This window comes from Pseudomonas sp. C32, assembly GCF_030417915.1.
In the GTDB taxonomy this organism is placed as follows: domain Bacteria; phylum Pseudomonadota; class Gammaproteobacteria; order Pseudomonadales; family Pseudomonadaceae; genus Aquipseudomonas.
The window spans coordinates 1-22,610 of record NZ_JAUHUK010000029.1 but is presented as its reverse complement, the minus strand read 5'-3'; the positions used below and the strand labels follow the sequence as shown (position 1 = coordinate 22,610).

Annotated in this window: 19 protein-coding genes and 2 pseudogenes; 10 read left to right on the top strand and 11 right to left on the bottom strand. The window is 57.9% G+C overall.

Annotated features, from left to right (window positions below; genetic code table 11):
• Positions 1 to 9 precede the first annotated feature (9 nt).
• The 3 genes from QYH43_RS24980 to QYH43_RS24970 are packed head-to-tail and all read left to right on the top strand — an operon-like array spanning position 10 to position 3,508.
• The gene (locus tag QYH43_RS24980) at positions 10 to 675 is read left to right on the top strand and encodes a YjbF family lipoprotein (RefSeq protein ID WP_095061223.1); all 666 of its coding nucleotides are present in this window, start codon (positions 10 to 12) and stop codon (positions 673 to 675) included.
• Positions 672 to 1,433 (top strand): capsule biosynthesis GfcC family protein, encoded by a 762-nt coding sequence (locus QYH43_RS24975; RefSeq protein ID WP_301158332.1) that lies wholly within the window; start codon positions 672 to 674, stop codon positions 1,431 to 1,433. The genes QYH43_RS24980 and QYH43_RS24975 overlap by 4 nt, the downstream gene beginning before the upstream one ends.
• Positions 1,430 to 3,508, top strand: a complete 2,079-nt coding sequence (locus tag QYH43_RS24970; protein ID WP_301158331.1) for a YjbH domain-containing protein — start codon at positions 1,430 to 1,432, stop codon at positions 3,506 to 3,508. Before QYH43_RS24975 ends, QYH43_RS24970 begins: the two co-directional genes overlap by 4 nt.
• A 608-nt stretch (positions 3,509 to 4,116) precedes the next feature.
• Here QYH43_RS24970 and QYH43_RS24965 read toward each other — a convergent pair.
• The 3 genes from QYH43_RS24965 to QYH43_RS24955 all read right to left on the bottom strand — a co-directional run bounded on the left by QYH43_RS24965 (position 4,117) and on the right by QYH43_RS24955 (position 7,561).
• Positions 4,117 to 5,511, bottom strand: a complete 1,395-nt coding sequence (locus QYH43_RS24965; protein ID WP_095060985.1) for an undecaprenyl-phosphate glucose phosphotransferase — start codon at positions 5,509 to 5,511, stop codon at positions 4,117 to 4,119.
• Between the two features lie 377 nt (positions 5,512 to 5,888).
• A complete protein-coding gene (locus QYH43_RS24960) occupies positions 5,889 to 6,548 on the bottom strand; it encodes a winged helix-turn-helix domain-containing protein (RefSeq protein WP_095060982.1) in 660 nt (219 codons plus the stop codon).
• A gap of 272 nt (positions 6,549 to 6,820) precedes the next feature.
• Positions 6,821 to 7,561, bottom strand: coding sequence for a winged helix-turn-helix domain-containing protein (locus QYH43_RS24955; protein ID WP_095060981.1), 741 nt, complete (start codon positions 7,559 to 7,561; stop codon positions 6,821 to 6,823).
• Positions 7,562 to 8,111: 550 nt separating this feature from the next.
• Here QYH43_RS24955 and QYH43_RS24950 point away from each other — a divergent pair.
• Positions 8,112 to 8,948, top strand: a complete 837-nt coding sequence (locus tag QYH43_RS24950) for an undecaprenyl-diphosphate phosphatase (protein ID WP_095060979.1) — start codon at positions 8,112 to 8,114, stop codon at positions 8,946 to 8,948.
• Positions 8,949 to 9,003: 55 nt separating this feature from the next.
• Here QYH43_RS24950 and dusA read toward each other — a convergent pair whose 3' ends face one another.
• The gene (gene dusA, locus QYH43_RS24945; RefSeq protein ID WP_095060977.1) at positions 9,004 to 9,999 is read right to left on the bottom strand and encodes a tRNA dihydrouridine(20/20a) synthase DusA; all 996 of its coding nucleotides are present in this window, start codon (positions 9,997 to 9,999) and stop codon (positions 9,004 to 9,006) included.
• Between the two features lie 210 nt (positions 10,000 to 10,209).
• Between dusA and QYH43_RS24940 the strand changes: the two genes are divergently transcribed.
• Positions 10,210 to 10,428 carry a hypothetical protein gene (locus QYH43_RS24940; RefSeq protein WP_095060975.1) on the top strand — a complete coding sequence of 73 codons (219 nt, stop codon included), beginning with the start codon at positions 10,210 to 10,212 and terminating at the stop codon, positions 10,426 to 10,428.
• Positions 10,429 to 10,518: 90 nt separating this feature from the next.
• On the opposite strand, the pseudogene QYH43_RS24935 reads toward QYH43_RS24940, so the two are convergent.
• The 5 genes and pseudogenes from QYH43_RS24935 to QYH43_RS24915 form a co-directional block, all read right to left on the bottom strand.
• Positions 10,519 to 10,890 (bottom strand): annotated as a pseudogene (locus tag QYH43_RS24935) (copper resistance protein CopD); the annotation flags it as partial.
• Positions 10,891 to 10,893: 3 nt separating this feature from the next.
• A pseudogene (gene copC, locus QYH43_RS24930) lies at positions 10,894 to 11,276 on the bottom strand (copper homeostasis periplasmic binding protein CopC).
• A 52-nt stretch (positions 11,277 to 11,328) separates the two neighbouring features.
• Positions 11,329 to 12,216 carry a copper resistance protein B gene (locus QYH43_RS24925; RefSeq protein WP_095060973.1) on the bottom strand — a complete coding sequence of 296 codons (888 nt, stop codon included), beginning with the start codon at positions 12,214 to 12,216 and terminating at the stop codon, positions 11,329 to 11,331.
• Between the two features lie 10 nt (positions 12,217 to 12,226).
• Complete coding sequence (locus QYH43_RS24920) at positions 12,227 to 13,894, bottom strand: copper resistance system multicopper oxidase (protein WP_301158330.1); 1,668 nt, start codon at positions 13,892 to 13,894, stop codon at positions 12,227 to 12,229.
• Positions 13,895 to 13,999: 105 nt separating this feature from the next.
• The gene (locus QYH43_RS24915) at positions 14,000 to 14,701 is read right to left on the bottom strand and encodes a murein L,D-transpeptidase catalytic domain family protein (protein WP_095060969.1); all 702 of its coding nucleotides are present in this window, start codon (positions 14,699 to 14,701) and stop codon (positions 14,000 to 14,002) included.
• A gap of 81 nt (positions 14,702 to 14,782) precedes the next feature.
• On the opposite strand from QYH43_RS24915, the gene QYH43_RS24910 reads away from it, so the two are divergent.
• The 4 genes from QYH43_RS24910 to QYH43_RS24895 all read left to right on the top strand — a co-directional run bounded on the left by QYH43_RS24910 (position 14,783) and on the right by QYH43_RS24895 (position 20,240).
• A complete protein-coding gene (locus QYH43_RS24910; RefSeq protein ID WP_095151821.1) occupies positions 14,783 to 16,537 on the top strand; it encodes a L,D-transpeptidase family protein in 1,755 nt (584 codons plus the stop codon).
• Between the two features lie 123 nt (positions 16,538 to 16,660).
• Positions 16,661 to 18,232 carry a GGDEF domain-containing protein gene (locus QYH43_RS24905; protein WP_301158329.1) on the top strand — a complete coding sequence of 524 codons (1,572 nt, stop codon included), beginning with the start codon at positions 16,661 to 16,663 and terminating at the stop codon, positions 18,230 to 18,232.
• A 269-nt stretch (positions 18,233 to 18,501) separates the two neighbouring features.
• Positions 18,502 to 19,296, top strand: a complete 795-nt coding sequence (locus QYH43_RS24900) for an exodeoxyribonuclease III (protein WP_095060965.1) — start codon at positions 18,502 to 18,504, stop codon at positions 19,294 to 19,296.
• A 113-nt stretch (positions 19,297 to 19,409) separates the two neighbouring features.
• Positions 19,410 to 20,240 (top strand): arylamine N-acetyltransferase, encoded by an 831-nt coding sequence (locus tag QYH43_RS24895; protein ID WP_095060963.1) that lies wholly within the window; start codon positions 19,410 to 19,412, stop codon positions 20,238 to 20,240.
• A 55-nt stretch (positions 20,241 to 20,295) separates the two neighbouring features.
• On the opposite strand, the gene QYH43_RS24890 is transcribed toward QYH43_RS24895, so the two are convergent.
• Positions 20,296 to 20,601, bottom strand: coding sequence for a BrnA antitoxin family protein (locus QYH43_RS24890; RefSeq protein WP_095060961.1), 306 nt, complete (start codon positions 20,599 to 20,601; stop codon positions 20,296 to 20,298).
• Between the two features lie 3 nt (positions 20,602 to 20,604).
• Positions 20,605 to 20,832, bottom strand: coding sequence for a BrnT family toxin (locus tag QYH43_RS24885; RefSeq protein ID WP_256580385.1), 228 nt, complete (start codon positions 20,830 to 20,832; stop codon positions 20,605 to 20,607).
• A gap of 114 nt (positions 20,833 to 20,946) precedes the next feature.
• On the opposite strand from QYH43_RS24885, the gene QYH43_RS24880 reads away from it, so the two are divergent.
• Complete coding sequence (locus QYH43_RS24880) at positions 20,947 to 22,476, top strand: nucleobase:cation symporter-2 family protein (protein ID WP_095060957.1); 1,530 nt, start codon at positions 20,947 to 20,949, stop codon at positions 22,474 to 22,476.
• The last annotated feature ends 134 nt before the right edge of the window (positions 22,477 to 22,610 follow it).

Here is a 22,610-nt window from a genome sequence, read left to right as displayed (position 1 = left end):
GGTCCGATCGTGAGAACGTTGAATGTTGGCGTCTGCTTGATAGCGGCCTTGATGTTGTGTGGCTGTAACCCGCTGATGGTCGCCTCGTTGACCAACCTCAAGTCGGCGGTGGTGGGGCCGGATGAACTGGACGTGACCGCGGCCCAGGTGGCGGATGTCCGCTATCCGCAACTCAAGCTGACCACACCGTCCGGCTCGGGTGTGCTGGCGCTGGTGCGCGAGCGCGACGACCTGCAGTTCTGGGTCGCGTCCGGCAAGCAGGTGCTGCTGATGCGCGATGGCCTCGCGGTGCGCAGCGTCGGTCTGGGCCTGGAGGGCGATCTGGACGGGACGCGTCTTACTGACGCTTCGCCGTTCAAAAAAGGCCTTCATCAAGTGCCGGATGGTTACACCAGCCAGCGCTGGATCGATCTGTATCAAGGCCAGGAAGTCGGCGTGACGTTGAACAGTCGCTTCTCCCGCAGATCCATGGAAACCCTCGAAATCCTCAACAAGGAATACACCGTGCTACGTGTCGATGAGCAGATTGACGCCCCGGCCATCGGCCTGCGTGCGACCAATCGTTATTGGGTCGATCCCGTTGACGGTTTCATTGTGCAGAGTGAGCAGCAATTGACCTCGCAGTTGCGGGTCAAGATTGTGCAACTGACCCCTGACCGCAGGCATGTCCCTTGAAGCGGGTCAGGGCGCTATCGGCGTGCCTGCTGTTGATCACCGGCATCAGCCAGGCAGCGGTCACCGTCAGCGGTGACGTTGCCCACCCGGGCGCGGTCGACCTGCCAGCGGGCGGGCGCTTGCTCGACGTGATCAGCGTGGCGCAACCCAATGCCGAGAGTTACTGGTTGGCGGGCGTCTTGCTGCGGCAGTCCCTGGTTGAAGAACAGACCCGACTCAAGGCCGGCGTGCTGTTTGATCTGGACGTGTTGCAGCGCATGGCGATGCTCTTCGGCAGACCGAGCCGGGCTGCCCTGGCGTTGCGTTTGGCCGAGGACGTCAGGCGCATGCCGGTCACCGGGCGCCAGGTGGCCGTTCTGGACCCGGTCGCCGTGGAAGTCGGGTTCGCCCGCAACATTCGCCTGGACGACGGTGACCGTCTGATCTATCCGCTGCGGGTCGATGAGGTCGAGGTGCTTGGCGCTGTCGCCGAACCTTGCCGGTTGCCCTATCAAGCGCTGCAAGAGGCCCGCGAGTACCTGCAAGGCTGTGCGCCGCTCGAGGACGCTGACGCGGATTACCTGTGGTTGATCCAGCCCAACGGCGTCTCCCGGCGAGTCGGCATCGCGCACTGGAATCGCGAGAGCGGGCAGATACCGGCCGCCGGCAGCAGGATTCTGGTCCCGGTCAAAAACGATGACCTTGATCCGCCTATCCCTGAACTGAATCAGCAGTTGGCCGAATTTATTGCCACGCAGCTGGCTGAGGTGGTTCGTTGAATTTACGTTTTGCAGCCGTATTGTTGTTTCCGTGTGGTTTGGCCTATGCAGAACCGCGTATTACCCAGAATGATTTCGGTGGCGCTGGCCTGTTGCAAACGCCGACGGCGCGGATGGCGCCGGCCGGTGAGTTGAGCCTGAACGCCAACCGCACCGATCCCTACAGCCGTTACAGCGTTTCACTTCAGCCACTTGAATGGCTGGAAGGCTCGTTTCGCTATACCGCGATCACCAACCGGCCTTACGGCCCCGAATCGCTGAGCGGCAGCCAGAGCTATAAGGACAAGGCGGTCGACCTCAAGGCCCGCGTCTGGGAAGAAACCCATTGGGCGCCCGAAGTGGCCGTGGGCTTCCGGGACATCGGCGGTACAGGCCTGTTCTCGAGTGAGTTCGTGGTGGCCAACAAGCGCTACGACAACCTTGATTTCAGTGCCGGTATTGCCTGGGGTTACCTGGGCAATCGCGGCGACTTTGAAAACCCGCTGGGCTCTATCGATGAGCGCTTCAAGACCCGACCGGACAGTGAAGGGACCGGTGACGTTAACGCCGGTGCGTACTTTCGCGGCAGCCCTTCCTTTTTCGGCGGTGTGAGCTATCAGACGCCTTGGGATCGGCTCAGTCTGAAACTCGAATACGAGGGCAACGATTACAAGAACGAACCGAAGGACAACGAGATCAAGCAGGACTCGCCGATCAACCTCGGCGCGGTGTTCAAAGTGACTGACTCGATCGATGTCAGCGCGGCGTGGGAACGTGGCAACACGGCGATGTTCGGCGTCACCTTTCACACCAATTTCGTCAGCCGCAAGGCACCGGCGAAGACGTTCGATCCACCGGCCGAACCCTTGCCTGCGAAGGCGCCGAGCACCGAGATGGATCAGGTCAACTGGGCCGATGTGTCCCGACGCCTGCAGCAAAATGCCGGGTACAAGATTGAGCGCATCAGCCAGCGCGATTCCGAGTTGATCGTGTATGGCGAGCAGCAGCGTTACTTCCATTCCGCCAAAGCCGTAGGCCGCGCGAGTCGGATTCTGGACAACAGCGTCAACGACGAGATCGACTGGTTCACCGTGGTGAACAAGCGCTACGACCTGCCGCTTGAAGAAACCAGCGTGCCTCGGCAAACCTTCCGCGAAGTGATCAACAACGAGGAGCCGCTGCAAACGCTGCACCGCACGACTGAGATCAATCCGGCGATGCCACACAACGAGAAAACCCTCTACACCGAAGCGATGCAGCCATTCGCTTATGGCGTCGGGTTGGGCTTCAAGCAGAACGTGGGCGGCCCTGATGGCTTGCTCTATCAATTCAGCGCCGACGCGGACGCCGAGTACCGGTTCAACCGCAACACCTGGTGGAGTGGCTTGCTCAGTGCCAACCTGATCAACAACTTCGACAAGTTCACCTATGACGCACCCAGCGGCTTGCCGCGTGTGCGCACGGACTTGCGCCAGTACATGACCACCTCCGATGTCACCATGCCGCTGTTCCAGGTCAGCCATGCCGAGCAGTTGGACAAAGACCTGTATGGCATGGTGTACGGCGGCTATCTGGAGTCGATGTTTGCCGGTGTCGGGGGCGAGGTGCTGTTTCGTCCGACCGGTGAACGCTGGTCGTTGGGGGCGGACCTGAACTACGTCCGTCAGCGTGAGTTCGACCAAGGGTTTGGTTTGCGTGATTACTCGGTGGTGACCGGTCACATCACCGGCTACACCGACTTGCCCCACGATACGCTGGCAGCCATCAGCGTCGGGCGTTACCTGGCCGGCGACTGGGGCGGCACGCTGGACATCTCGCGGGAGTTTTCCAACGGCGTACGGTTTGGTGCCTGGGCAACCATCACCACCGCAACCGGCGCGGAATACGGCGAAGGTAGTTTCGACAAAGGCATCTACCTGTCCATTCCGTTCGACGAACTGATGAGCATGTCGACCATGCGCCGCGCCAACCTCGTCTGGTCACCGCTGACCCGGGACGGCGGCGCACGGCTCAATCGCAGCTACCAACTGCACTCCATGACCGACAGCCGCGACGACGACATGTTCTACCGCAACTTCGGCAAGATCACCGAGTAACCTGTAGGAGCGAGCCTGCTCGCGATGGCGCCAACACATTCAGCATTGATGTCGACTGACCCAACGCCATCGCGGGCAAGCCACGCTCCTACAGTGTTTTTTTGGAAAACCGAAGATCCAGGCAATCCCCCAATCCCCTGTAGGAGCGAGCTTGCTCGCGATGGCGCCAGTACATCAGCATTGATGTCAACTGACCCAACGCCATCGCGGGCAAGCCACGCTCCTACAGTTTTTTTTTGGCAAACCGAAGATCCAGGCAATCCCCCAATCCCCTGTAGGAGCGAGCCTGCTCGCGATGGCGCCAGCACATCAGCATTGATGTCAACTGACCCGACGCCATCGCGGGCAAGCCACGCTCCCACATTGGTTCTTTGGCCAACCGCAGATTCTGAAAAAACCCCAATCCCCTGTGGGAGCTAGCCTGCTAGCGATGGCGTGGTTAAATCCAGCATTGATATCGACTGACCCGACGCCATCGCGAGCAGGCTCGCTCCTACAGTGTTTTTTTGGCGATCCAGAAATCCCGGCAGACCCCAACCCCCAAATCACACCCACAAAAAAGGGGACTCACGTCCCCTTGCGGTGTTGCCTTGTGCAGGCCTAAACCATCAGTAGATGTCCTTCGACAACAACGTGAACGGCGTCTTCACCAGGATCTTCAGGTCCAGCCACAACGACCAGTTGTTGATGTACTTCAGATCGATTTCGACACGCTTCTGCATCTTGTCGATGGTGTCTGTCTCGCCCCGGCAACCGTTGACCTGCGCAAGGCCGGTAATACCCGGTTTGATTCGGTGACGCGCCATGTAAGCGAGAATTTTTCCGGAGTAGTAGTTGTTGTGCGCGATGGCGTGAGGACGCGGGCCGACCAGCGCCATGTGCCCTTGCAGCACGTTGAACAGTTGCGGCAACTCATCCAGCGAAGTGCGACGGATGAAGCGCCCGACCGGCGTGATGCGCGAGTCGTTACGGCTGGCCTGCTTGACCTCGTGATCATCGTGCACGCGCATCGAGCGGAACTTCCAGACCTGAATCACCTTGCCATTCCAGCCGTGACGGTCCTGCTTGAAGAACACCGGGCCGGGCGAGTTGAGTTTTACCGCCAGCGCAATGACCAGCAGAACCGGGCTCAACAGGATGATAGCCAGCAGCGCCACGCTTTTTTCCACCAGGCTTTTACTGAGCGCGGCAGTGGGGCGACTGGTCAGCGGACTTTCGTTCAAGTAGATCGCTGGCAGGCCGTCCACGACTTTCACCGAGTGATTGAGCAACGTCAGGCTGTTCAAGTCCGGCACCCAGACCACGTCAACGTTGGCACCCAACAAATCGACGTACATGGCTTCGATCTTTGCCGCTTCCGACAGGGGCAGGGTGATGTACAAACGACGGATGTCATGGGTTTTGATCAGTTCCAGCAGATCCTCCTGGGCGCCGACGATGCGCGGTGCACCTGGTTCCAGATTGGGAAGGGCGCCGTTGCTGACCAGACCCACCAACGGCAGGTTCTCGAGGTTGCTCAGCTTGTGCGCCAACCCCAGCGCCAGTTCGCCGGTGCCAACGATCAGGGTTTTATGCTCGCTTTTGCGTGAGCGCTGGTAGAACTTCGAGAACGCATGCAGTGGCGCATACAACAACGCCTGACCGAGGAACCCGTACACCGCCCAACCAAGGATCACTTGCCGCGAAAACAGCTCATCAGCCTTGCAGACAAATGCGATGCAGGCCAGTGCTGCCATTGTCATGGTCCAGCCCATGAACAGGCGCCCCAGCCCGGTCAGATAATTGTCTCTTTTTCGATATACACCGCTAAATGTATAAGCCGGGACCGAGGCCAGTACGGCGAGTGTTGCGCACATGCGGTAGTAGAACTCGACCGCTCCCGTGTGCTGTTCAGCAAGTATGAACAACAATGAAACTACAAAGCCTTGCGCCAGCGCCCATTGCCCCCAAAAGGTCAGTCCCTTGAGGCCGGTGTTTCGATTGATACTAAGAGTAAGATCCATACAATATCCCCAAAAGACGTCCATTCAGGTTTCGACAGTTGAAAACCGAGTTGTTAAGTAGGCTTATTATTGTTATTGGAGCGAGTGTCCTGAGGTAACAACGTCGATATGCCGAACTGTCGTCAGTCAATAGACTAAGTTATTGGCAGGGATGCTGTCTGACGAGTTCTAACAAGGTGGCAAAGTGCCAATCATGCAAGTTTGTAAAAGTGCGGGCGTTAGAAAAGGTCGAATAGGAAGGGGTGAATAGTGGGTGTGGTATTTGGTACTGTAACAGGGAGGGAGTAAGAGAGTCGCAGTAGCGGGGGTCGTCAAACAGAGTGCTCTTTTATTATTGTGATCGCACTTTTCTGTTTGTTCGTTCAGGGAGGACTTGCTTACGCCAAGACTTCCTGGATCAGGCAATAGCCACGGTTGCGCACGGCACGAAACAGACGTTCGCCATTACTGGCGCTTTTGAATTTGTCTTGCAGGCGACTCAGGCACATTTCCAGTCCGCGATATTGCTCTGGCTCTCTGCCGATGCTGAGGATCAGATCGTCTCGACTGACGACACGCTCCTCGTGGTGCAACATTTTCTTGATCAGCGTGGCCTCCAATCCGGTCAGGTTGATCTCGATACCCTCTTTGACCAATGCACTTTGATCATTGTCGAGTTGCCAGGCTTCGCTGCAAACAGCGTCGTTCGCGATTTTTCGGGGGGCGTCGCTTATTTCACCCGTTATTGCCGGTACGTTATGGAATGGATTCGCGGATTGTGCCGCCAGCCATTCGGACTCAAGTGTGGCGAGGATTCTTTGTGTATCGTGTTCGATACTGCGCGCGACATTTTTCCTTGAAACGCTCGGGTAAGTGAACCCCATCAGCACTGGAGCGGAAGAGGGCGAAGCAACACCTTCAATAAACATTTGTGCCTGGGACGTGCCAAACGAATTGAAGCGCTCACTGGACAGGATGGTCTCGAGTTCACGCTGCGACGTTGTGCTATGAGTCACGACGACAAAGTATTTTCTTGGGAGGGTTGTACTAATTTCCATGTCTCTCTCCTAACGTACACACCAAATTTGGCTAAAAAGATGATCGGCAGGGGAGTAACGACTCCCACGGAAGTAATCGAAAGGCAGGGTTTGGGCCCAAAATGGCCCTCGATAGGTTCCACTCGATCTTGCTATAGAATAAAACTTTTATTGTTATGGTTCGATGTTGCCACCGTCATGTAATCGATAAATCACCAACTCGGATAAACGATGAGTCGATAGGGTTGATGGCATTCGGCTAGTTGATATCAAAAGGCCTTGAACTCTTTGAGTCAGGGCGTTGAGATCAGCCCCCTCATCAGGCGGTATCCATGCCCCCGAATGCTCTGGATCGCGTTTGTACCATACATGTCCTTGATTTTTCCACGAAGACGACTGATCGACTTTTCCAGGGCTCTGGGGTCATAAAAGTTGCTGTTCAACCCCATGATGGTGGCAATTTCATCATGGCTTAGTATGTGGTTGCTGGTGTGTGCAAAGGCTTCCAGAATCTTCATTTCTGCAAAGGAAATGTCCAGTTTCTTGCTGGTGCCCAGTAGGCAAATGCGAGTAGGGTCCAATATCAGATTGATATCTCTTTGCCATTCTTCACTACTAAAGAATTCGGCAAGCAGCGCCGAGCTTTCATCAGAAAGAGTAGTCAGCTTGATACAAAAGTCGGCCCCTGCCAGATAGTACTTTATCTTGTTGAAGGCGCCGCGACCCGTGATGACCGCACAAATGATGGGTTTCAAGTTGCCGGTGCGCAGGTTTTCCACTAGCGCGAGGCTTTCTTCGAGGGCTTGGGGGCTATCGATGATGATGAAGATGGCTCGATACGAACCAGAGCGTTCATTTGTCTTATATGAACTAGTGTAGGCGTTGGCCTCTAGAGCCATATCGGTCCGCACATGCCTTGCGACTAGCGCTCTAAAATGTTCAGCCACGCCACGGGTACGACCCAGAGTGAGGACTCCGGGTTCATCGTTTGTCTGGCGCTGGCTTCTAGTCGCTAAGTTCCCTGTAAGCATCATGCATTGACTCGAATAGGTGCTGACATCGGGATGTTAAAGCACCGGTTCTCATCTGTGACTGACAATTGGTAACATTTACGCGGATTTTAGACGTGGCTCCCGAGTTTTCTAACAATAACTAAGCTTTTCAAGCTTTTAGTTGATTTTCTCGGCTGGCTGAACTAGTGGAATAACGTCGTTAGATGGTGGCAATATGGAATTGTGCCACTATTTTGAATCGGTGGCGATTTGTTTTTATGTCCTTTTGCCACTGTTTTCATCAGTGGGTGCCATCACTCATGACAGAAGGCTTAGTCCCGTAGAAATACAAATAGTGTGAGCACGGTCACACTTAATAACGACTGAGACTTTTTCTGTCGAGCACTAAATTTCTTCCGGACGTATTCGTAGGCGGACGATTATTAACATGGCTTGAGTGTGTCTTTTGATAAGACATATTCTCCCTCGCCAAATCGGGTGATGGATGTCGCTACACCGATTGCTTTTCAGCATCTCAATATCTGAGTGCAGTTGACGGGCCATACTCAAAAAATGGTCTGACGGAGGATTAATGGATTTCTGGACCCTGTTCACGGTGTTGATTTTAGGTGCGGTAGAAGGCTTGACCGAGTTTTTGCCCATCTCAAGTACGGGCCACCAGATCATTGTTGCAGACTTGTTGGCGTTTGGCGGGGAGCGCGCCATGGCGTTCAATATCATTATTCAGCTGGGCGCCATTCTCGCTGTCGTTTGGGAGTTTCGCCCCAAGATCTTCGCAATCATCAAAGGGTTACCGAGCCAACGCAATGCACAGCGTTTTACTCTCAACTTGCTGATCGGATTTCTTCCGGCCGTTGTGCTGGGGGTGTTGTTCGCTGACAAGATTCATGAATATCTATTCAATCCGATCACCGTAGCCGTCGCATTGGTCCTCGGTGGTGTCGTGATGTTGTGGGCCGAACAGCGGGATCATGTGGTGCATATCGAACATGTTGACGACATGCGCTGGCCAGATGCGCTGAAGGTGGGGTTTGCGCAATGCCTGGCGATGGTGCCGGGTACTTCCCGCTCTGGATCGACGATCATCGGTGGCTTGTTGTTTGGTCTATCACGCAAGGCTGCCACCGAGTACTCGTTCTTTTTGGCGATGCCAACGATGGTCGGTGCTGCGGTGTATTCAGGCTACAAGTACCGGGACCTGTTCCAGAGCAGCGATCTGCCGGTTTTCGCGCTGGGTTTCGTGACAGCGTTTTTCTTCGCCATGATCGCCGTACGCGGCTTGTTGAAGTTCATTGCGAACCACAGCTATGCGGCATTCGCCTGGTACCGGATCGTGTTCGGATTGTTGATCCTGGCCACCTGGACGTTCGGCTGGGTGAACTGGACGGCGGCCGCAGCCGCAGGCTGACAGCAGAGCCAGGCGGATCAAACCGCCTGGCCGAAATGGCGAGAGCGACCGGGCATTAACGCCCTTCAAGCAACTCGGCAGCTTGATCGAGCAAGGCCAAAGGCTCTTTGGCCTTGTGAATATCCACCGACAACAACTGACGAAACTTCCGCGCTCCCGGGAACCCGGTGCCCAGTCCGAGCACGTGGCGAGTGATGTGGTGCATCGATCCACCCGCATCAATGTGTGCCGCGATGTAAGGCCGCAACTGCGCCAGCGCCTCGGCGCGGCTGATGACCGGTGCCGTGCTGCCAAACAGCTGCTGATCGACTTCGGCCATCACATAAGGGTTGTGATACGCCTCGCGACCCAACATCACGCCATCGAAGGTCTGCAAATGCTCGTGGCAGGCTTCCAGCGTCTTGATCCCGCCGTTGAGTATGATCTCCAGCGCCGGAAAATCAGCTTTCAACTGTGCTGCCACGTCATATCGCAGGGGAGGAATGTCGCGGTTTTCCTTCGGCGACAACCCCTCCAGAATCGCAATCCGCGCATGCACGGTAAAACTCGTGCACCCGGCATCCCGCACCGTACCGACGAAATCACACAACTCTGCGTAACTGTCTCGCCCGTTGATCCCGATCCGGTGCTTCACCGTCACCGGAATCGACACCGCATCCTGCATCGCCTTCACGCAATCGGCCACCAGCTGCGGATGCCCCATCAGGCACGCGCCGATCATATTGTTCTGCACCCGATCACTCGGGCAGCCGACATTCAGATTCACCTCGTCGTAACCATGCTCCTGCGCCATGCGCGCACACGCCGCCAAATCCAGCGGAACACTGCCACCGAGTTGCAGGGCGAGCGGGTGCTCGGCCTCGTTGTGCCGCAGGAAACGCTCGTGATCACCGTTGAGCAAGGCACCGGTGGTGACCATCTCGGTGTAGAGCAGGGCGTTTTTCGACAGCAAGCGCAGGAAGAAGCGGCAGTGGCGGTCGGTCCAATCCATCATGGGTGCCACGGAAAAGCGGCGGGAGAGCGGGGCGGGTGTAGCGTTGGTTACGGACATGGGGGATCTGGAATCGGTGAGGCTGGGAGGTGGGGGAGTTTATCAGGAATGGGGCTGTGGAGTTTGGGTGCGTCGGGATACGCCCAGGCTCACGCGCAACCTGAACATTCACTGTCGCCTCGCCACATTTCATGATCCCCGGCACAGACCAGGCATAGCATGCCCACCAAAGGTCTTGTCCCCCACGCCTCAACCCACAGGAATCAAAAAATGATCGCAAACCTCGTCAAAGTCTCGCTGATTTCCGGTGCTTTGTTGTTGAGTGCCTGTTCGGGTGTGAGCTCACATCGCGATTATTCGGCTGACTCGGTGCAGCCTGCCGGCTTCGGCCCGGGGCCGACCAGCAACCCCGACCAGATGAATTTTCATGGCAGTGCGCTCGGCAATAGCTACGGTGAATACGGTTCAGGTTTGTTGCACGACGACTGATACGTACTCCGCACAAAAAACGATCCGTTACTTGGCGCCAGGCACCGTCAGCCACAGATCCACGTAGGGAGAAATGTTCTCCTGTGTGAACAACCACATTCCGTAGAGGCTGGGTAAAACCTCATCGAGCTTTGGCCTGACGATGAACAGGTAGTTCACCACGCCCGTGACGGTGATGCCCACGACGATCAGCGCACCGACAAGCTAAAATCGCCTGACGGCACGAGCCAGCAACCGTATGTATGCTTCGGTTTGCAGGGCGCGGGGTTGTGCCATCAAGGCAAGCGCTAGCAGTGGGCCGAGCCCGGCTGTTGCCATCAACAACCGTCGAAAGGGCAGCACTGTTCCGGATAGCCGTTCCTGTCCCTTGAAGCTGTAGAGCCCGAACAGCGCGACGCCCAACAACAGCATCAAATCCACATACAACACAAACCGCAGCACGACGTTGGCCGAGTCGCTTATCGATCATTTCACTTTGAAGATGATGTTGCCGGTGATCGGGTGGGTGTCCGAAGACACTGCGCGCCATTCGACCTTGTAGGTGCCGGTAGTCAGGGGTGATGTCGGGATGATGAACATGGTCTTCGGGTCAGTGCCGCCACTGACTTTGGCCTTGACCGGCATCGGGGCGTGGGCCATGCCGGCCATTTCGGTCATCAGCAGTTTTGCGCCGGAAAACTGGGTGACGAGGTTTTCGGAAAAATGCAGTTCGATCTTTTCAGGTGATGCACCTTCTACGCCTTCCGCCGGGGTGGAGGAGAGTAGTTTGGGGGTGCTTGAGCGAGGGTGCTGACAAGCAGGCCACTGAGCAACGCGATTGCGACGGCGGTGGGTTTGATGATGCGCATGCAAGGTCCTTTACCGCTCGAAGCGGTTGTTGTTGGTTTTGGGTGAGTCTGTTCAGAACCACATCCGAATACCGAGCACGAGGCGAGTTTCGCTGCGGTCCTCGCCTTCGTCGTTGGCGTAGTCGGCGGTGTTGCCGTAGGTGCGGTTCCAGGTCACGCCGAGGTAGGGCGCGAATTCCCGGCGGATTTCGTAGCGCAGGCGCAAACCTGCTTCGGCGTTGGACAGGCCGGAACCGATGCCGCGTTGCGGATCGTTTTTGCCGTAGGCGTTGAGTTCTGCGGTCGGTTGCAGGATCAGCCGATTGGTCAGCAGGATGTCGTAGTCGCCCTCCAGCCGCACGGCGCTCTGGCCGCCTTCGCCGATGAAGGCCGTGGCTTCGGTCTCGAAGTTGTACAGCGCCATGCCTTGCACGCCGAGCGCGGCCCAGGTTTGTGGGGCGCCGGGTTTAAAGTCCTGGCGAACGCCGCTGACGACGTCCCACCATGGACTGATCGCGTGGCCCCACAGGGCCTGGATTTCCGCGTCCTCGGTCACGCCGGTGCTGCGTTCGCCTTCTGAGCGCAGCCACAGGCGATCAATGTCACCGCCGACCCAGCCGGACAAATCCCAGGCCAGGGTGCTGCCGTCATCGGCGTCCTGCCATTCCAGTTTGTCGGCAAGGAAAAAGGAATTGAACGTGCGGTCATGTACCTGGTGACCGGCGGGATCGACATACACCGCCGCGTGATCGGCATCGGTCAGCACCGGGATCGGCGTGCGGCTTTCGCTAGGCGCGGCGGGCTGCATCTGGCCGTCGTCCATGCCTTGCATCTGACCTTCGACCATGCCTTGCATTTGGCCGTGGTCCATCTGGCTGTGATCCATGCCTTGCATGTCATTGCTGACGGCCATCGCCGTCGAGGTCGCGAGGGCCAAAAAAAACGGGGTGAATCGAATCATGGGATGCGCCTCATTCTTCCACGCGAACTTCACGGAACATGCCCATTTCCATGTGGTACAGGAGATGGCAGTGATAGGCCCAACGGCCGAGCGCATCGGCAGTGACCCGATAGGTGCGCCGGGAGCCCGGTGGCATGTCGATGGTGTGTTTGCGCACCATGAACTGGCCGTTCTCGTCCTCGAGGTCGCTCCACATGCCATGCAGGTGGATGGGGTGCATCATCATCGTGTCGTTGACCAGTACGATCCGCAGTCGCTCGCCGTACTTGAGGCGCAGCGGCTCGGCATCCGAAAACTTCACGCCGTTGAACGACCAGGCGAATTTCTCCATGTGACCGGTCAGGTGCAACTCGATGGTGCGGCCAGGCTCGCGGCCGTCCGGGTCTTCGAAGGTGCTGCGCAGGTCGGAATAGGTGAGCACGCGGCGGCCGTTGTTGCGCAGGCCCATGCCGGGGTCGGCGAGTTTCGGTGAGGTGGACATGGCCTGCATGTCCACCAGCGGGTTGTCGGTTTCCGAGGTCGGGTGGGACTGCATGCCGGGCATGTTGCTGTGATCCATGCCCGCCATGCCCATGTCGTCCATAGTCACCAGCGGTCGTGGGTCCAGTGGTGGTAACGGCGCCGACAAACCGGCCTTCACCGCAAGGGTGCCGCGGGCGTATCCGCTGCGATCCATGGCTTGGGCGAACAGGGTGTAGCTCGCCTCGGTCGGCTCGACGATCACGTCAAAGGTCTCCGCCACGGCAATGCGAAACTCGTCGACGCTCACCGGTTTGATGTGCAGACCGTCCGCCGCGACCACGGTCATTTTCAGGCCGGGAATGCGCACGTCGAAGTACGTCATGGCGGAGCCATTGATGAAGCGCAGGCGCAGCTTTTCACCCGGGCGAAACAGACCGGTCCAGTTCGTGTCCGGCACCTGGCCGTTCAACAGGAAGGTGTAAGTGGCGCCACCGACGTCGGCCAGATCGGTGGGGTTCATCTTCATCTCGGCCCACATTTTGCGATCGGCGACGGTCGCTCCCCAGCCTTTTTCGCTGACGTCGTGGATGAAGTCGCCCACGGTGCGTTTGTTGAAGTTGTAGTAATCGGATTGTTTTTTCAGGGTCTTCATCAGGCTGGCCGGGTCTTGGTCGGTCCAGTCGCTGAGCATCACCACGTAGTCGCGGTCGTACTGAAACGGCTCCGGCTCCTTCGCGTCGATGATCAGCGGGCCATAGACACCAGCCTGTTCCTGAAGCCCTGAATGGCTGTGATACCAGTAGGTGCCGTTCTGCCGCACCTTGAACTGATAGACATACACTCCGCCCGGTTCGATGCCTTTGAAACTCAGCCCCGGTACGCCATCCATGTTGGCTGGCAGCAGGATGCCGTGCCAGTGAATGGAGGTGCTGTCCTTGAGTCGGTTGCGGACGCGCAGCGTAACGGTGTCGCCTTCACGCCAACGCAGCAGCGGGCCGGGGAGGCTGCCGTTGATGGTCATCGCCGTGCGCGGGTTGCCGGTGAAGTTGACCGGAGTTTCACCGATGAGCAGGTCGAAATCGCTGCCGGCCAACACCTGCGGTTCGCCGGGGCTGGTGATCGCCCAGACCGGCGTGCGCCACAGCCCGAGGCCGGCAAAGAGCCCGCCAACGGCCAGGCCTTTGACGAAGGTGCGTCTTGATGTGGGGGTATGCATCGGTTTATCCGCCGTCAGCCTGTTGAACGTGTCGACGAGGCTAACGGTCGGTGCCTTTCAGCAAACTGAGGCGGGGATTACAGTTTTGACAGGTAGATGCGTTGTTTACTGGCGCGACGTGGTCTTGTCCGAAGACGCCACGGTGTTGCCACCGCAATTGATATAAGAAGACGATTTCAACCAGCGCTGGTCCGGGTAATAGGAAAACAACAACTGCCCGTCTTTCATCGAGTCGATCAGCTTCTGCGCAATCGCCGGTCTCACCGCCGGGCAACCCAGGCTTCTGCCGATCCGGCCGTTGGCGCGGGCCAGTACCGGGCTGACATAAGGGGCGCCGTGAATGACGATGGCCCGGTCAAATGCGTTGTCGTTGAAGCCTGGTTCCAGGCCTTCCATGCGCAGGGAATAGCCGTTCTGGCCGCGATAGCTCTGTTGCGTGCGAAACAGGCCGAGGCTGGTGGCGTGGCTTTCGTTCTTGTTGGAAAACAGCGTGGCCATGTTTTCGCCGCTGTTGCGGCCATGGGCAACCAGTTCGTGAAACAGCAGCTTGCGGCGTTTAAGATCGAACACCCACAGGCGTTGTTCGGTCGAAGGCAGGGAATAATCGATCACTGCCAGCCTTTGGGCAGCAGGCTTGCCTTGGGCACGGCTGCATTGCGAGGCGCGGACGGCGAGGGCAATCACTTTAGCGTTGGCGTCTGGTGCAGCTTTGACCAGCGCGTTTTCAAGCGAATCGGCGTAGGCTGACGTTACTGAAAGGCTCGTCAGTAAAATGGCAAATAAAAGGCCAGAGCGGATTAGCGCCATAGTCGGGTCTCATCGTGATAATTTCGAGTCTAGCAGCGAGCAGGAAGCAAGCCGTTTGAAACGGGAGATTAAGGATTATCCATGGTGCAATTAACAAGGTTATTCGTCATAAGCCGCATGTTTTTTATGGGCTTTCTGATCAGCGGTGCAGCGATCGCGCAAACTTCGCCGATTGTGCCGGTATCTCCGGCAAGCAACGAAATTGATGCCGCGGCGCCGAATGATGCTATCGGCCAAGCGATCCAGGCAACGCTGGAGCCACTGCGCACGGCGTTTCCGCCGGTGCTGACCTCCAAACGCCATCAGCGCGTGGATGTCGATCGGGTGGTCATGGATTTTTACATGCATCGTCACTATCGCGCCGCGTGGACGGATGACCGCGATGTGACGCAGTTGCTGAAAAGCCTCAACGACACCCAGATCGACGGCCTGAACCCGGCGGACTTCCGCATCACGGAGTTGGCGCAGGCCCATGAAGCGCTGGTGGCGGCCATGCCTTCGACGTCGCAACGGGCGATGTTCGATATGGCGGCGACCCGCACCTTCATTACCGCGTTGCTTCAATTGCGCCGGGGCAAAGTCGATCCGTCGCGGCTGGATATCCACTGGAATTTCGACCCGGCCGGTGTTGATCCCCGCGAGGACATGAACACCCTGTTCGCCGCCCTCGATGCCCATGATGTGGCACGTGCATTTACCCAGGCGCCTCCCCAGGAAATGATTTACCGCGACCTGCGTGAAGGGCTGGCGAAGTTGCGCCAGGTTCGCAGTGCCGGTGGCTGGCCAAAAGTGACCGAGGGCCAATCGCTCAAGCCTGGCATGGAAGGGCTCGCGGTCGGACAACTCCGTGCGCGCCTGGTGGCGGGCGGATATCTGGCTCCTGGCGTGTCGAAAAAAGCCCTCTATGACGACAACGTCATCGCCGCGGTGAAAAAGTATCAGACCGAGCAATACCTGGGCGCCGACGGCGTGGCGGGGGCGGCGACACTGGCGGCGTTGAACGTGCCCGTCGAGGCGCGGATCGATCAGGTGCGGGTAAACATGGAGCGCGCGCGTTGGCTGCTGTACAAGCTGCAGGGCACGTTTGTCATTGTCGATATCGCCGGGTACAAAGTGGCGATGTATCGTGATGGTCTGCCGATCTGGCGTTCGCGGGTGCAGGTCGGTAAACCGGTACGCAGTACGCCGGTGTTCCAGGCCGAGATCACTTACATCACGTTCAATCCGACCTGGACGGTGCCGCCGACGATCCTCAAGCAGGATGTGATTCCGAAAATCCAGAACGACCCGGGCTATCTGGCCGCCAATCGGATTCGTGTGCTGGATCGGGAGGGCAATGTGCTCAGTCCGTCGAGCGTCGACTGGAGCAATCCGCGGGGCATCAGCCTGCGTCAGGACGCCGGGCCCGACAGTTCGCTGGGCCAGGTCGTCATCCGCTTCCCCAACGACTATGCGATTTACCTGCATGACACGCCGCATCGCGAGTTGTTTGCCAAAACCGTTCGGGCCACCAGCTCGGGCTGCATTCGGGTGGAAAACCCGTTGCAACTGGTTGAGTTGCTGTTCAACGACCCGGTCCGCTGGAACAGTGCAGGTATTCAGAAGCAACTGGCCAATGGCAGGACCGAAAACATTCGGCTACCGGTGAAAGTGCCGGTGCTGTTGGCTTACTGGACCGTAGACCTGAGCAACGAGGGGCGGGTGACATTCAAGCCGGATATCTACGATTACGATGCCCGGGTGCTGAAAGGGCTGAATGGTCCGACCCGATTGCCGGCACTGGACCTGCGTCGCACTGAAGCGCCGCTGGCGGTAACGGGGGAAAACAGGCAATAGGGCGCGAACAGCGGGCGCCACCCGGCAAGTGGTCGGCTTTTATCCCGGATAACCCCGTAAACTAGGCTCACACCGAGGGATTTGGGTTTTCGCCCATGCCTTGCCCCCAACAGGATGAGCTTTTTGCCTACACGCCTTCACGACTCGCACCACACCCCCGGTGTTGCATTGAAACGCATACCGCTACGCAAGGCGGCGGTGTTGTTCATTGCCACGGTGTGTCTGTGCCTGTGCGGGCTGCTTTACCTGCAGTTGGAACAATCCCGGCGACATGACCTGAGCCTGGCGCAAGTGGCATCGTCGAACCTGACGCGGGCCATGGCACAACAAGCCGAAGACACGTTCATGAAGGCTGACCTGGTGTTGAGCAGTCTGGTGGACTGGATTCAGCTGGACGGTTTTGGTCCGGAACAGCGGTCGCTTTTGCAGAAAACTTTCGCCCGGCGAGTGCTGGCGCTGAAGCAGCTGCACGGCATCCTGCTGTTCGATCAGAAAGGGCAATGGGTGATTAGTTCGTTTGAAGACCTGCCCCGTGGCGCCGGGGTCGCAGATCGCGATTACTTCAAGTTTCACCAGCAGAACGTGACGTCCTTGGTGCACATCGGCCCGGCAATCCGCAGTCGGGAAAGTGGCGAGTGGATCATTCCGATTTCCAAGCGGATCAACGACAAGAACGGTCACTTCCAGGGCGTGTTGATGGCCGGCATCAAGATGTCGTACTTCGATCAGTTTTTCAAAAGCTTCAGCCTCGATGACAAGGGTTCGATGTTTCTCACCCTGACTGATGGAACGTTGCTGGCGCGTCGTCCTTTTGTCGAGGCGCAGATCGGAACGTCATTGGCGCAGGGCGATATTTTCCAGAAGTTCCTGCCGCTGTCGACCGCCGGCCATGCGACGTTCACTTCCATGATTGATGGCGTCGAGCGCCTCTACGGCTATCGACAACTGGAAACGTATCCGCTGGTGGTTTCGGCGGCATCGTCCCTGGATGCCATTCTCGCCGGCTGGTACGACACCGCGTTTCGCTCCAGCCTCATCGTTGCCTTGGTATTGCTGGGGGTGGGGCTGTTCGGTTGGGTGTTCATTCAACAGGTGCGGGTCGGCGAACGGGTCGAGGCGGATCTGCGTCGCGCGCAGGAAGCGCTGGAGTTGATCGCCACCCATGACAGCCTGACCGGTTTGGCCAACCGTCGCTTGTTCGAGCGGGCGCTGGACGTCGAGTTCGGTCGCGGCGCTCGTCAGGCCAGCCCGCTGAGCCTGATCATGCTCGATATCGATTACTTCAAACGCTACAACGACACCTATGGCCACGTGGTGGGGGATCACTGCCTGGCCGAAGTGGCGCGGGCGCTGAAAAGCTGCTGCCACCGCAAGGCTGATCTGGCGGTGCGTTACGGCGGTGAAGAGTTCGCCGTGTTGCTGCCCGATACCGACATCCATGGCGCCATGACCATTGCCGAGCAAATCCGCCGCAATGTCATCGACAAAAACATCAGCCACACCGGCTCGCCACATGGCTATGTGACGATCAGCCTCGGTTGCTATTCGTTTGTGCCGAGCGGGCGTGACAGCATGGACGTGTTCATTGAGCGGGCGGATGCGGCGTTGTACCGGGCCAAGCATTCGGGTCGCAACTGCACGGCAACGTTGTTGAGAGAGGTGGGCGTCGAAACGCTGATGCGTTCCGACCGTTGAAGGCTTTTCGACGGTGTTTCACTGGCTTGACACCCGGCCCAAAGGTCCGTTTAACCTGACCATGCGTTTGTACGGGCCGAAGCTTGATGCGTTGAACGGTAAATGGAACCCGGCACCGGTCAAACAACTGTGAATCCTGGGTAAGAAAGCAGCCGATAGCGCTGGATTCAGTTGAGGCGCCGCACGTAGCCTGGACAGGGCAACAGACGCAACCACCGAAAGGGTCAAGTGTCAGACATTGGGCATCTCGTCCTCAGGAGAGTCCGTCCATGAAGAAGCTGCGTATCGCGACGTTCAACGTCAATGGCATACGTGCCCGGTTGCCAAACCTGTTGGCGTGGCTTGAACGCGAAAAACCCGACATCGCCTGCTTGCAGGAGCTGAAATCGGTCGACAGTGCGTTCCCTGTCGCCGAACTGGAAGCGGCCGGTTATGGCGCAATCTGGCACGGTCAGGCGTCCTGGAACGGCGTAGCGATTCTGGCGCGTGAGGCGCAGCCGCTGGAGAGTCGGCGAGGCCTGCCGGGCGATGAAGGTGACAGTCATAGTCGCTATCTGGAAGCGGCGGTGCATGGCGTGTTGGTCGGCTGCCTGTATTTGCCTAACGGCAATCCACAACCGGGGCCGAAGTTCGATTACAAACTGGCCTGGTTCGAGCGGTTGATCCGCTATGCCGAGTCACTTCAAAGCAGCGAGCATCCGGTCGTGCTGGCCGGTGATTACAACGTCGTGCCCACCGACCTGGACATCTACAACCCGCGCTCCTGGCTCAAGGACGCGTTGTTGCAACCGGAGAGCCGCGAGTGCTACCAGCGCCTGCTGGACCAAGGCTGGACCGACTCGTTGCGCCACGTGTATCCACACGATCGGCTCTACACCTTCTGGGATTATTTTCGTCAGCATTGGCAAAAGAACTCCGGATTGCGCATCGATCACCTGTTGCTCAATCCCGCCTTGAGTCCTTATCTGCAAGAGGCCGGGGTCGATGCGTGGGTGCGCAACGAACCCCGTGCCAGCGACCATGCGCCGACCTGGATACAGTTGAGCTCGCGCAAGCTGCGTTGAGTTTTTCATGCAGGGCAATTGGCTAAATCAATTGTCGGCGGCACCGGTTCATCCCTTATACATAGCGCCCATTGGCGGAAAGATCCGCCGCTTGCGTGCAAAAGGATTGAACGATGAGCGAACCACGCCTCACACACCTTGCGTTATACCTGCAACGGCTGGGCTTCGATGAGCCGCCAGCGCCGACCCTGGAAAACCTGCGACGGCTTCAATTGCGCCACACTGGCGAATTCCCGTTTGAAAACCTCACCACGCTGTCCGGCGAACCGGTGCTCATCGATCTGCCGTCGATCGAGCAAAAAGTCCTGCACGACGGTCGTGGGGGTTACTGCTACGAACTCAATAATCTGTTCCTGGCCTTGCTCCAGGAATTGGGCTACGACGCCCGCGCCATCAGTGGCCGAGTGGTGATGGGGCAGCCGGAGGGGGCGTGGACGGCGCGGACTCATCGCTTGAGCCTGGTCATCATCGATGACATTCGATACATCACCGACGTCGGCTTCGGCGGCATGGTGCCCACCGCTCCACTGCTGCTGGACTCTCGCGTTGAACAGCTCACGCCTCACGAACCGTATCGCATCGAACCGCACGTCGACGGCTACACCCTGCGCGCTCTTGTCGGTGACGAGTGGCGCGCCATGTACATCTTCGATCTGCAACGCCAGGAAGACATCGATTTCACGGTCGGCAACTGGTACGTCTCGACCCATCCCGAGTCTACTTTCACCCGGCAGCTGATGGTGGCGCGCACCGGGGAGGGCTGGCGACGCACGCTCAACAACGGTAGTTTCGCCATTCACCGTGTCGGCGAGGACAGCGAGCGGCGGCAGGTAAGTGATGTGCAGGCCTTGATTGCGTTGCTGCAGACCGAGTTCGGCATTCGTGTTCCGGGCCATGCGCAGTTGCAGCAGACGCTCGAACGATTGATCGAGGTGCCGAAGTAGGCTCAGCGTTGTAAACACCTATCGGGCTGATCTGATTGATCGGCCCGTTTTCGTTTCAGGGCTGAACGCTCGGCTCGATTACGCGTTGAATTTCTCGAAGCGCTTCTGTCAGTTTTTGCTGGAGGTTTTTCAGTTCGTCAGCCGTGATGTCTTTTTTGAGCAGGCCTGCTTTGTCGCCACCGAGCAATGCCTGGCGCAACGTGTTGTTGATCACCGTCTGGTAACCGTATCCCTCGCTTTCTGCTACTGCCCGCGCGGCCTCGATGACAGCGTCATCAAGCATGATGGTGATGCGTGTCTTGCCTTTGCTGGTGGCCATCGCCCCACGCTTGGCATCGCTGAATTCGTATTCATCTTTCATTGTTCATGCCTCCAGATATTGATGGCGCTCGCGTATACAGGCTAGACACGCGGAATTGATTCGTACGAAATTCGGGTCGCGGTAGATGTGCGGAACGACCAGCAAAGGACCTTTTGCATCCATTCCCATGGTGATCCAGCGCTGCTCGTCGTGGTGGTTGTCCTCAATGGTCAGTGCTCGCTCGTCATGAAATACCGCTTCGGTTTCGGCGAGGCTGACGCCTTGATGCATGACAAATGGACCGGTATCCATTTTGTGACTGACAAGTTGTATACAACTCTATAGACATTTGTCCCGTGTCTTGCATACAGTGTGCGCATAACAAAAACCAGGGAACCCCCTAACATGAAAACGCCCCATGTTTCACACAAACGGCCCGAGGACGAAAACCTAGGGATCGGCGCGAATATGGCTTACGGCCTGCAACATGTTCTGACCATGTACGGTGGCATCGTCGCCGTGCCTTTGATCGTTGGTCAGGCTGCCGGGCTGTCGCCGGCGGACATCGGTTTGTTGATTGCTGCTTCATTGTTTGCGGGGGGGTTGGCAACGCTGCTGCAAACCCTGGGTCTACCGTTTTTTGGTTGTCAGTTGCCGCTGGTTCAGGGCGTGTCGTTTTCTGGCGTCGCCACCATGGTGGCAATTGTCAGCAGTGGCGGGGAGGGTGGCTTCCAGTCGATTCTGGGGGCTGTCATCGCGGCGTCGCTGATAGGTTTGTTGATCACGCCGGTGTTCTCGCGAATCACCAAGTTCTTTCCACCGTTGGTCACGGGGATCGTGATCACCACCATTGGCTTGACGCTGATGCCGGTGGCCGCTCGCTGGGCCATGGGTGGCAACAGCCATGCGCCGGACTTCGGTAGCGTGGCGAACATCGGTCTGGCAGCGGTGACGCTGGTACTGGTGCTGCTGTTAAGCAAAATCGGCAGTGCGACCATCTCGCGTCTCTCGATTCTGCTGGCCATGGTCATCGGTACCATCATCGCAGTGTTCCTCGGCATGGCGGATTTTTCCTCCGTTGGCGAAGGTCCGATGTTCGGCTTCCCGACCCCGTTCCACTTCGGTATGCCAACCTTCCACTTCGCCGCGATCCTGTCGATGTGCATTGTGGTGATGGTGACGCTGGTGGAAACGTCCGCCGACATCCTGGCGGTGGGCGAGATCATCGACACCAAGGTTGACTCCAAGCGTCTGGGCAACGGCCTGCGTGCCGACATGCTGTCGAGCATGATTGCACCGATCTTCGGCTCCTTCACTCAGAGTGCCTTTGCCCAGAACGTCGGGCTGGTGGCGGTCACCGGGATCAAGAGCCGATACGTGGTTGCCACTGGCGGTGTATTCCTGGTGGTCCTGGGCCTGTTGCCGTTCATGGGACGAGTGATCGCTGCGGTGCCGACTTCGGTGCTCGGTGGTGCCGGTATCGTGTTGTTCGGTACGGTCGCAGCCAGTGGTATCCGTACCCTGTCCAAGGTCGATTATCGCAACAACGTCAACTTGATCATTGTCGCCACTTCGATCGGCTTCGGCATGATCCCGATCGCGGCACCGAACTTCTATGATCATTTCCCGAGCTGGTTCGCGACCATCTTCCATTCGGGCATCAGTTCTTCGGCGATCATGGCTATCTTGCTCAACCTGGCTTTCAACCACCTCACGGCGGGTAACTCCGACCAGCAGTCGGTGTTTGCGGCAGGTACCGAGCGGGTGCTGCGCTATCAGGATCTGGCAGCGTTGCGTGAAGGCGACTACTTCAGCGACGGCAAACTGCATGACTGCGATGGCAAGGAGATTCCAATTGTTGAGCCTGACCATGGGCATGGTCATGGTCATGGAGAGTCGCCAGCGCTGCATTCGAAAAGCAGTGAGCATGTCTGACGTTTACGTCGACTGAAAAAGGGCCGATCTGTTGAATAGACAGATCGGCCCTTTTTTGTAGATCAAAGGATCGCAGCCTTCGGCAGCTCCTACCTAAAACGTACCCGTGGGCTGCGATCCTTTGCTTTATGCGG

Bases quoted from the DNA above. Each gene is read 5' to 3' on its own strand.
- QYH43_RS24920 (WP_301158330.1), bottom strand. From the start codon at position 13,894: ATGCATACCCCCACATCAAGACGCACCTTCGTCAAAGGCCTGGCCGTT.
- dusA (WP_095060977.1), bottom strand. From the start codon at position 9,999: ATGTCCGTAACCAACGCTACACCCGCCCCGCTCTCCCGCCGCTTTTCC.
- QYH43_RS24900 (WP_095060965.1), top strand. From the start codon at position 18,502: ATGAAGAAGCTGCGTATCGCGACGTTCAACGTCAATGGCATACGTGCC.
- QYH43_RS24960 (WP_095060982.1), bottom strand. From the start codon at position 6,548: ATGGAAATTAGTACAACCCTCCCAAGAAAATACTTTGTCGTCGTGACT.
- QYH43_RS24950 (WP_095060979.1), top strand. From the start codon at position 8,112: ATGGATTTCTGGACCCTGTTCACGGTGTTGATTTTAGGTGCGGTAGAA.
- QYH43_RS24885 (WP_256580385.1), bottom strand. From the start codon at position 20,832: ATGCATCAAGGCGTCAGCCTCGCCGAAACCGAAGCGGTATTTCATGAC.
- QYH43_RS24955 (WP_095060981.1), bottom strand. From the start codon at position 7,561: ATGATGCTTACAGGGAACTTAGCGACTAGAAGCCAGCGCCAGACAAAC.
- QYH43_RS24965 (WP_095060985.1), bottom strand. From the start codon at position 5,511: ATGGATCTTACTCTTAGTATCAATCGAAACACCGGCCTCAAGGGACTG.
- QYH43_RS24880 (WP_095060957.1), top strand. From the start codon at position 20,947: ATGAAAACGCCCCATGTTTCACACAAACGGCCCGAGGACGAAAACCTA.
- QYH43_RS24910 (WP_095151821.1), top strand. From the start codon at position 14,783: ATGGTGCAATTAACAAGGTTATTCGTCATAAGCCGCATGTTTTTTATG.
- QYH43_RS24895 (WP_095060963.1), top strand. From the start codon at position 19,410: ATGAGCGAACCACGCCTCACACACCTTGCGTTATACCTGCAACGGCTG.
- QYH43_RS24940 (WP_095060975.1), top strand. From the start codon at position 10,210: ATGATCGCAAACCTCGTCAAAGTCTCGCTGATTTCCGGTGCTTTGTTG.
- QYH43_RS24915 (WP_095060969.1), bottom strand. From the start codon at position 14,701: ATGGCGCTAATCCGCTCTGGCCTTTTATTTGCCATTTTACTGACGAGC.
- QYH43_RS24890 (WP_095060961.1), bottom strand. From the start codon at position 20,601: ATGAAAGATGAATACGAATTCAGCGATGCCAAGCGTGGGGCGATGGCC.
- QYH43_RS24925 (WP_095060973.1), bottom strand. From the start codon at position 12,216: ATGATTCGATTCACCCCGTTTTTTTTGGCCCTCGCGACCTCGACGGCG.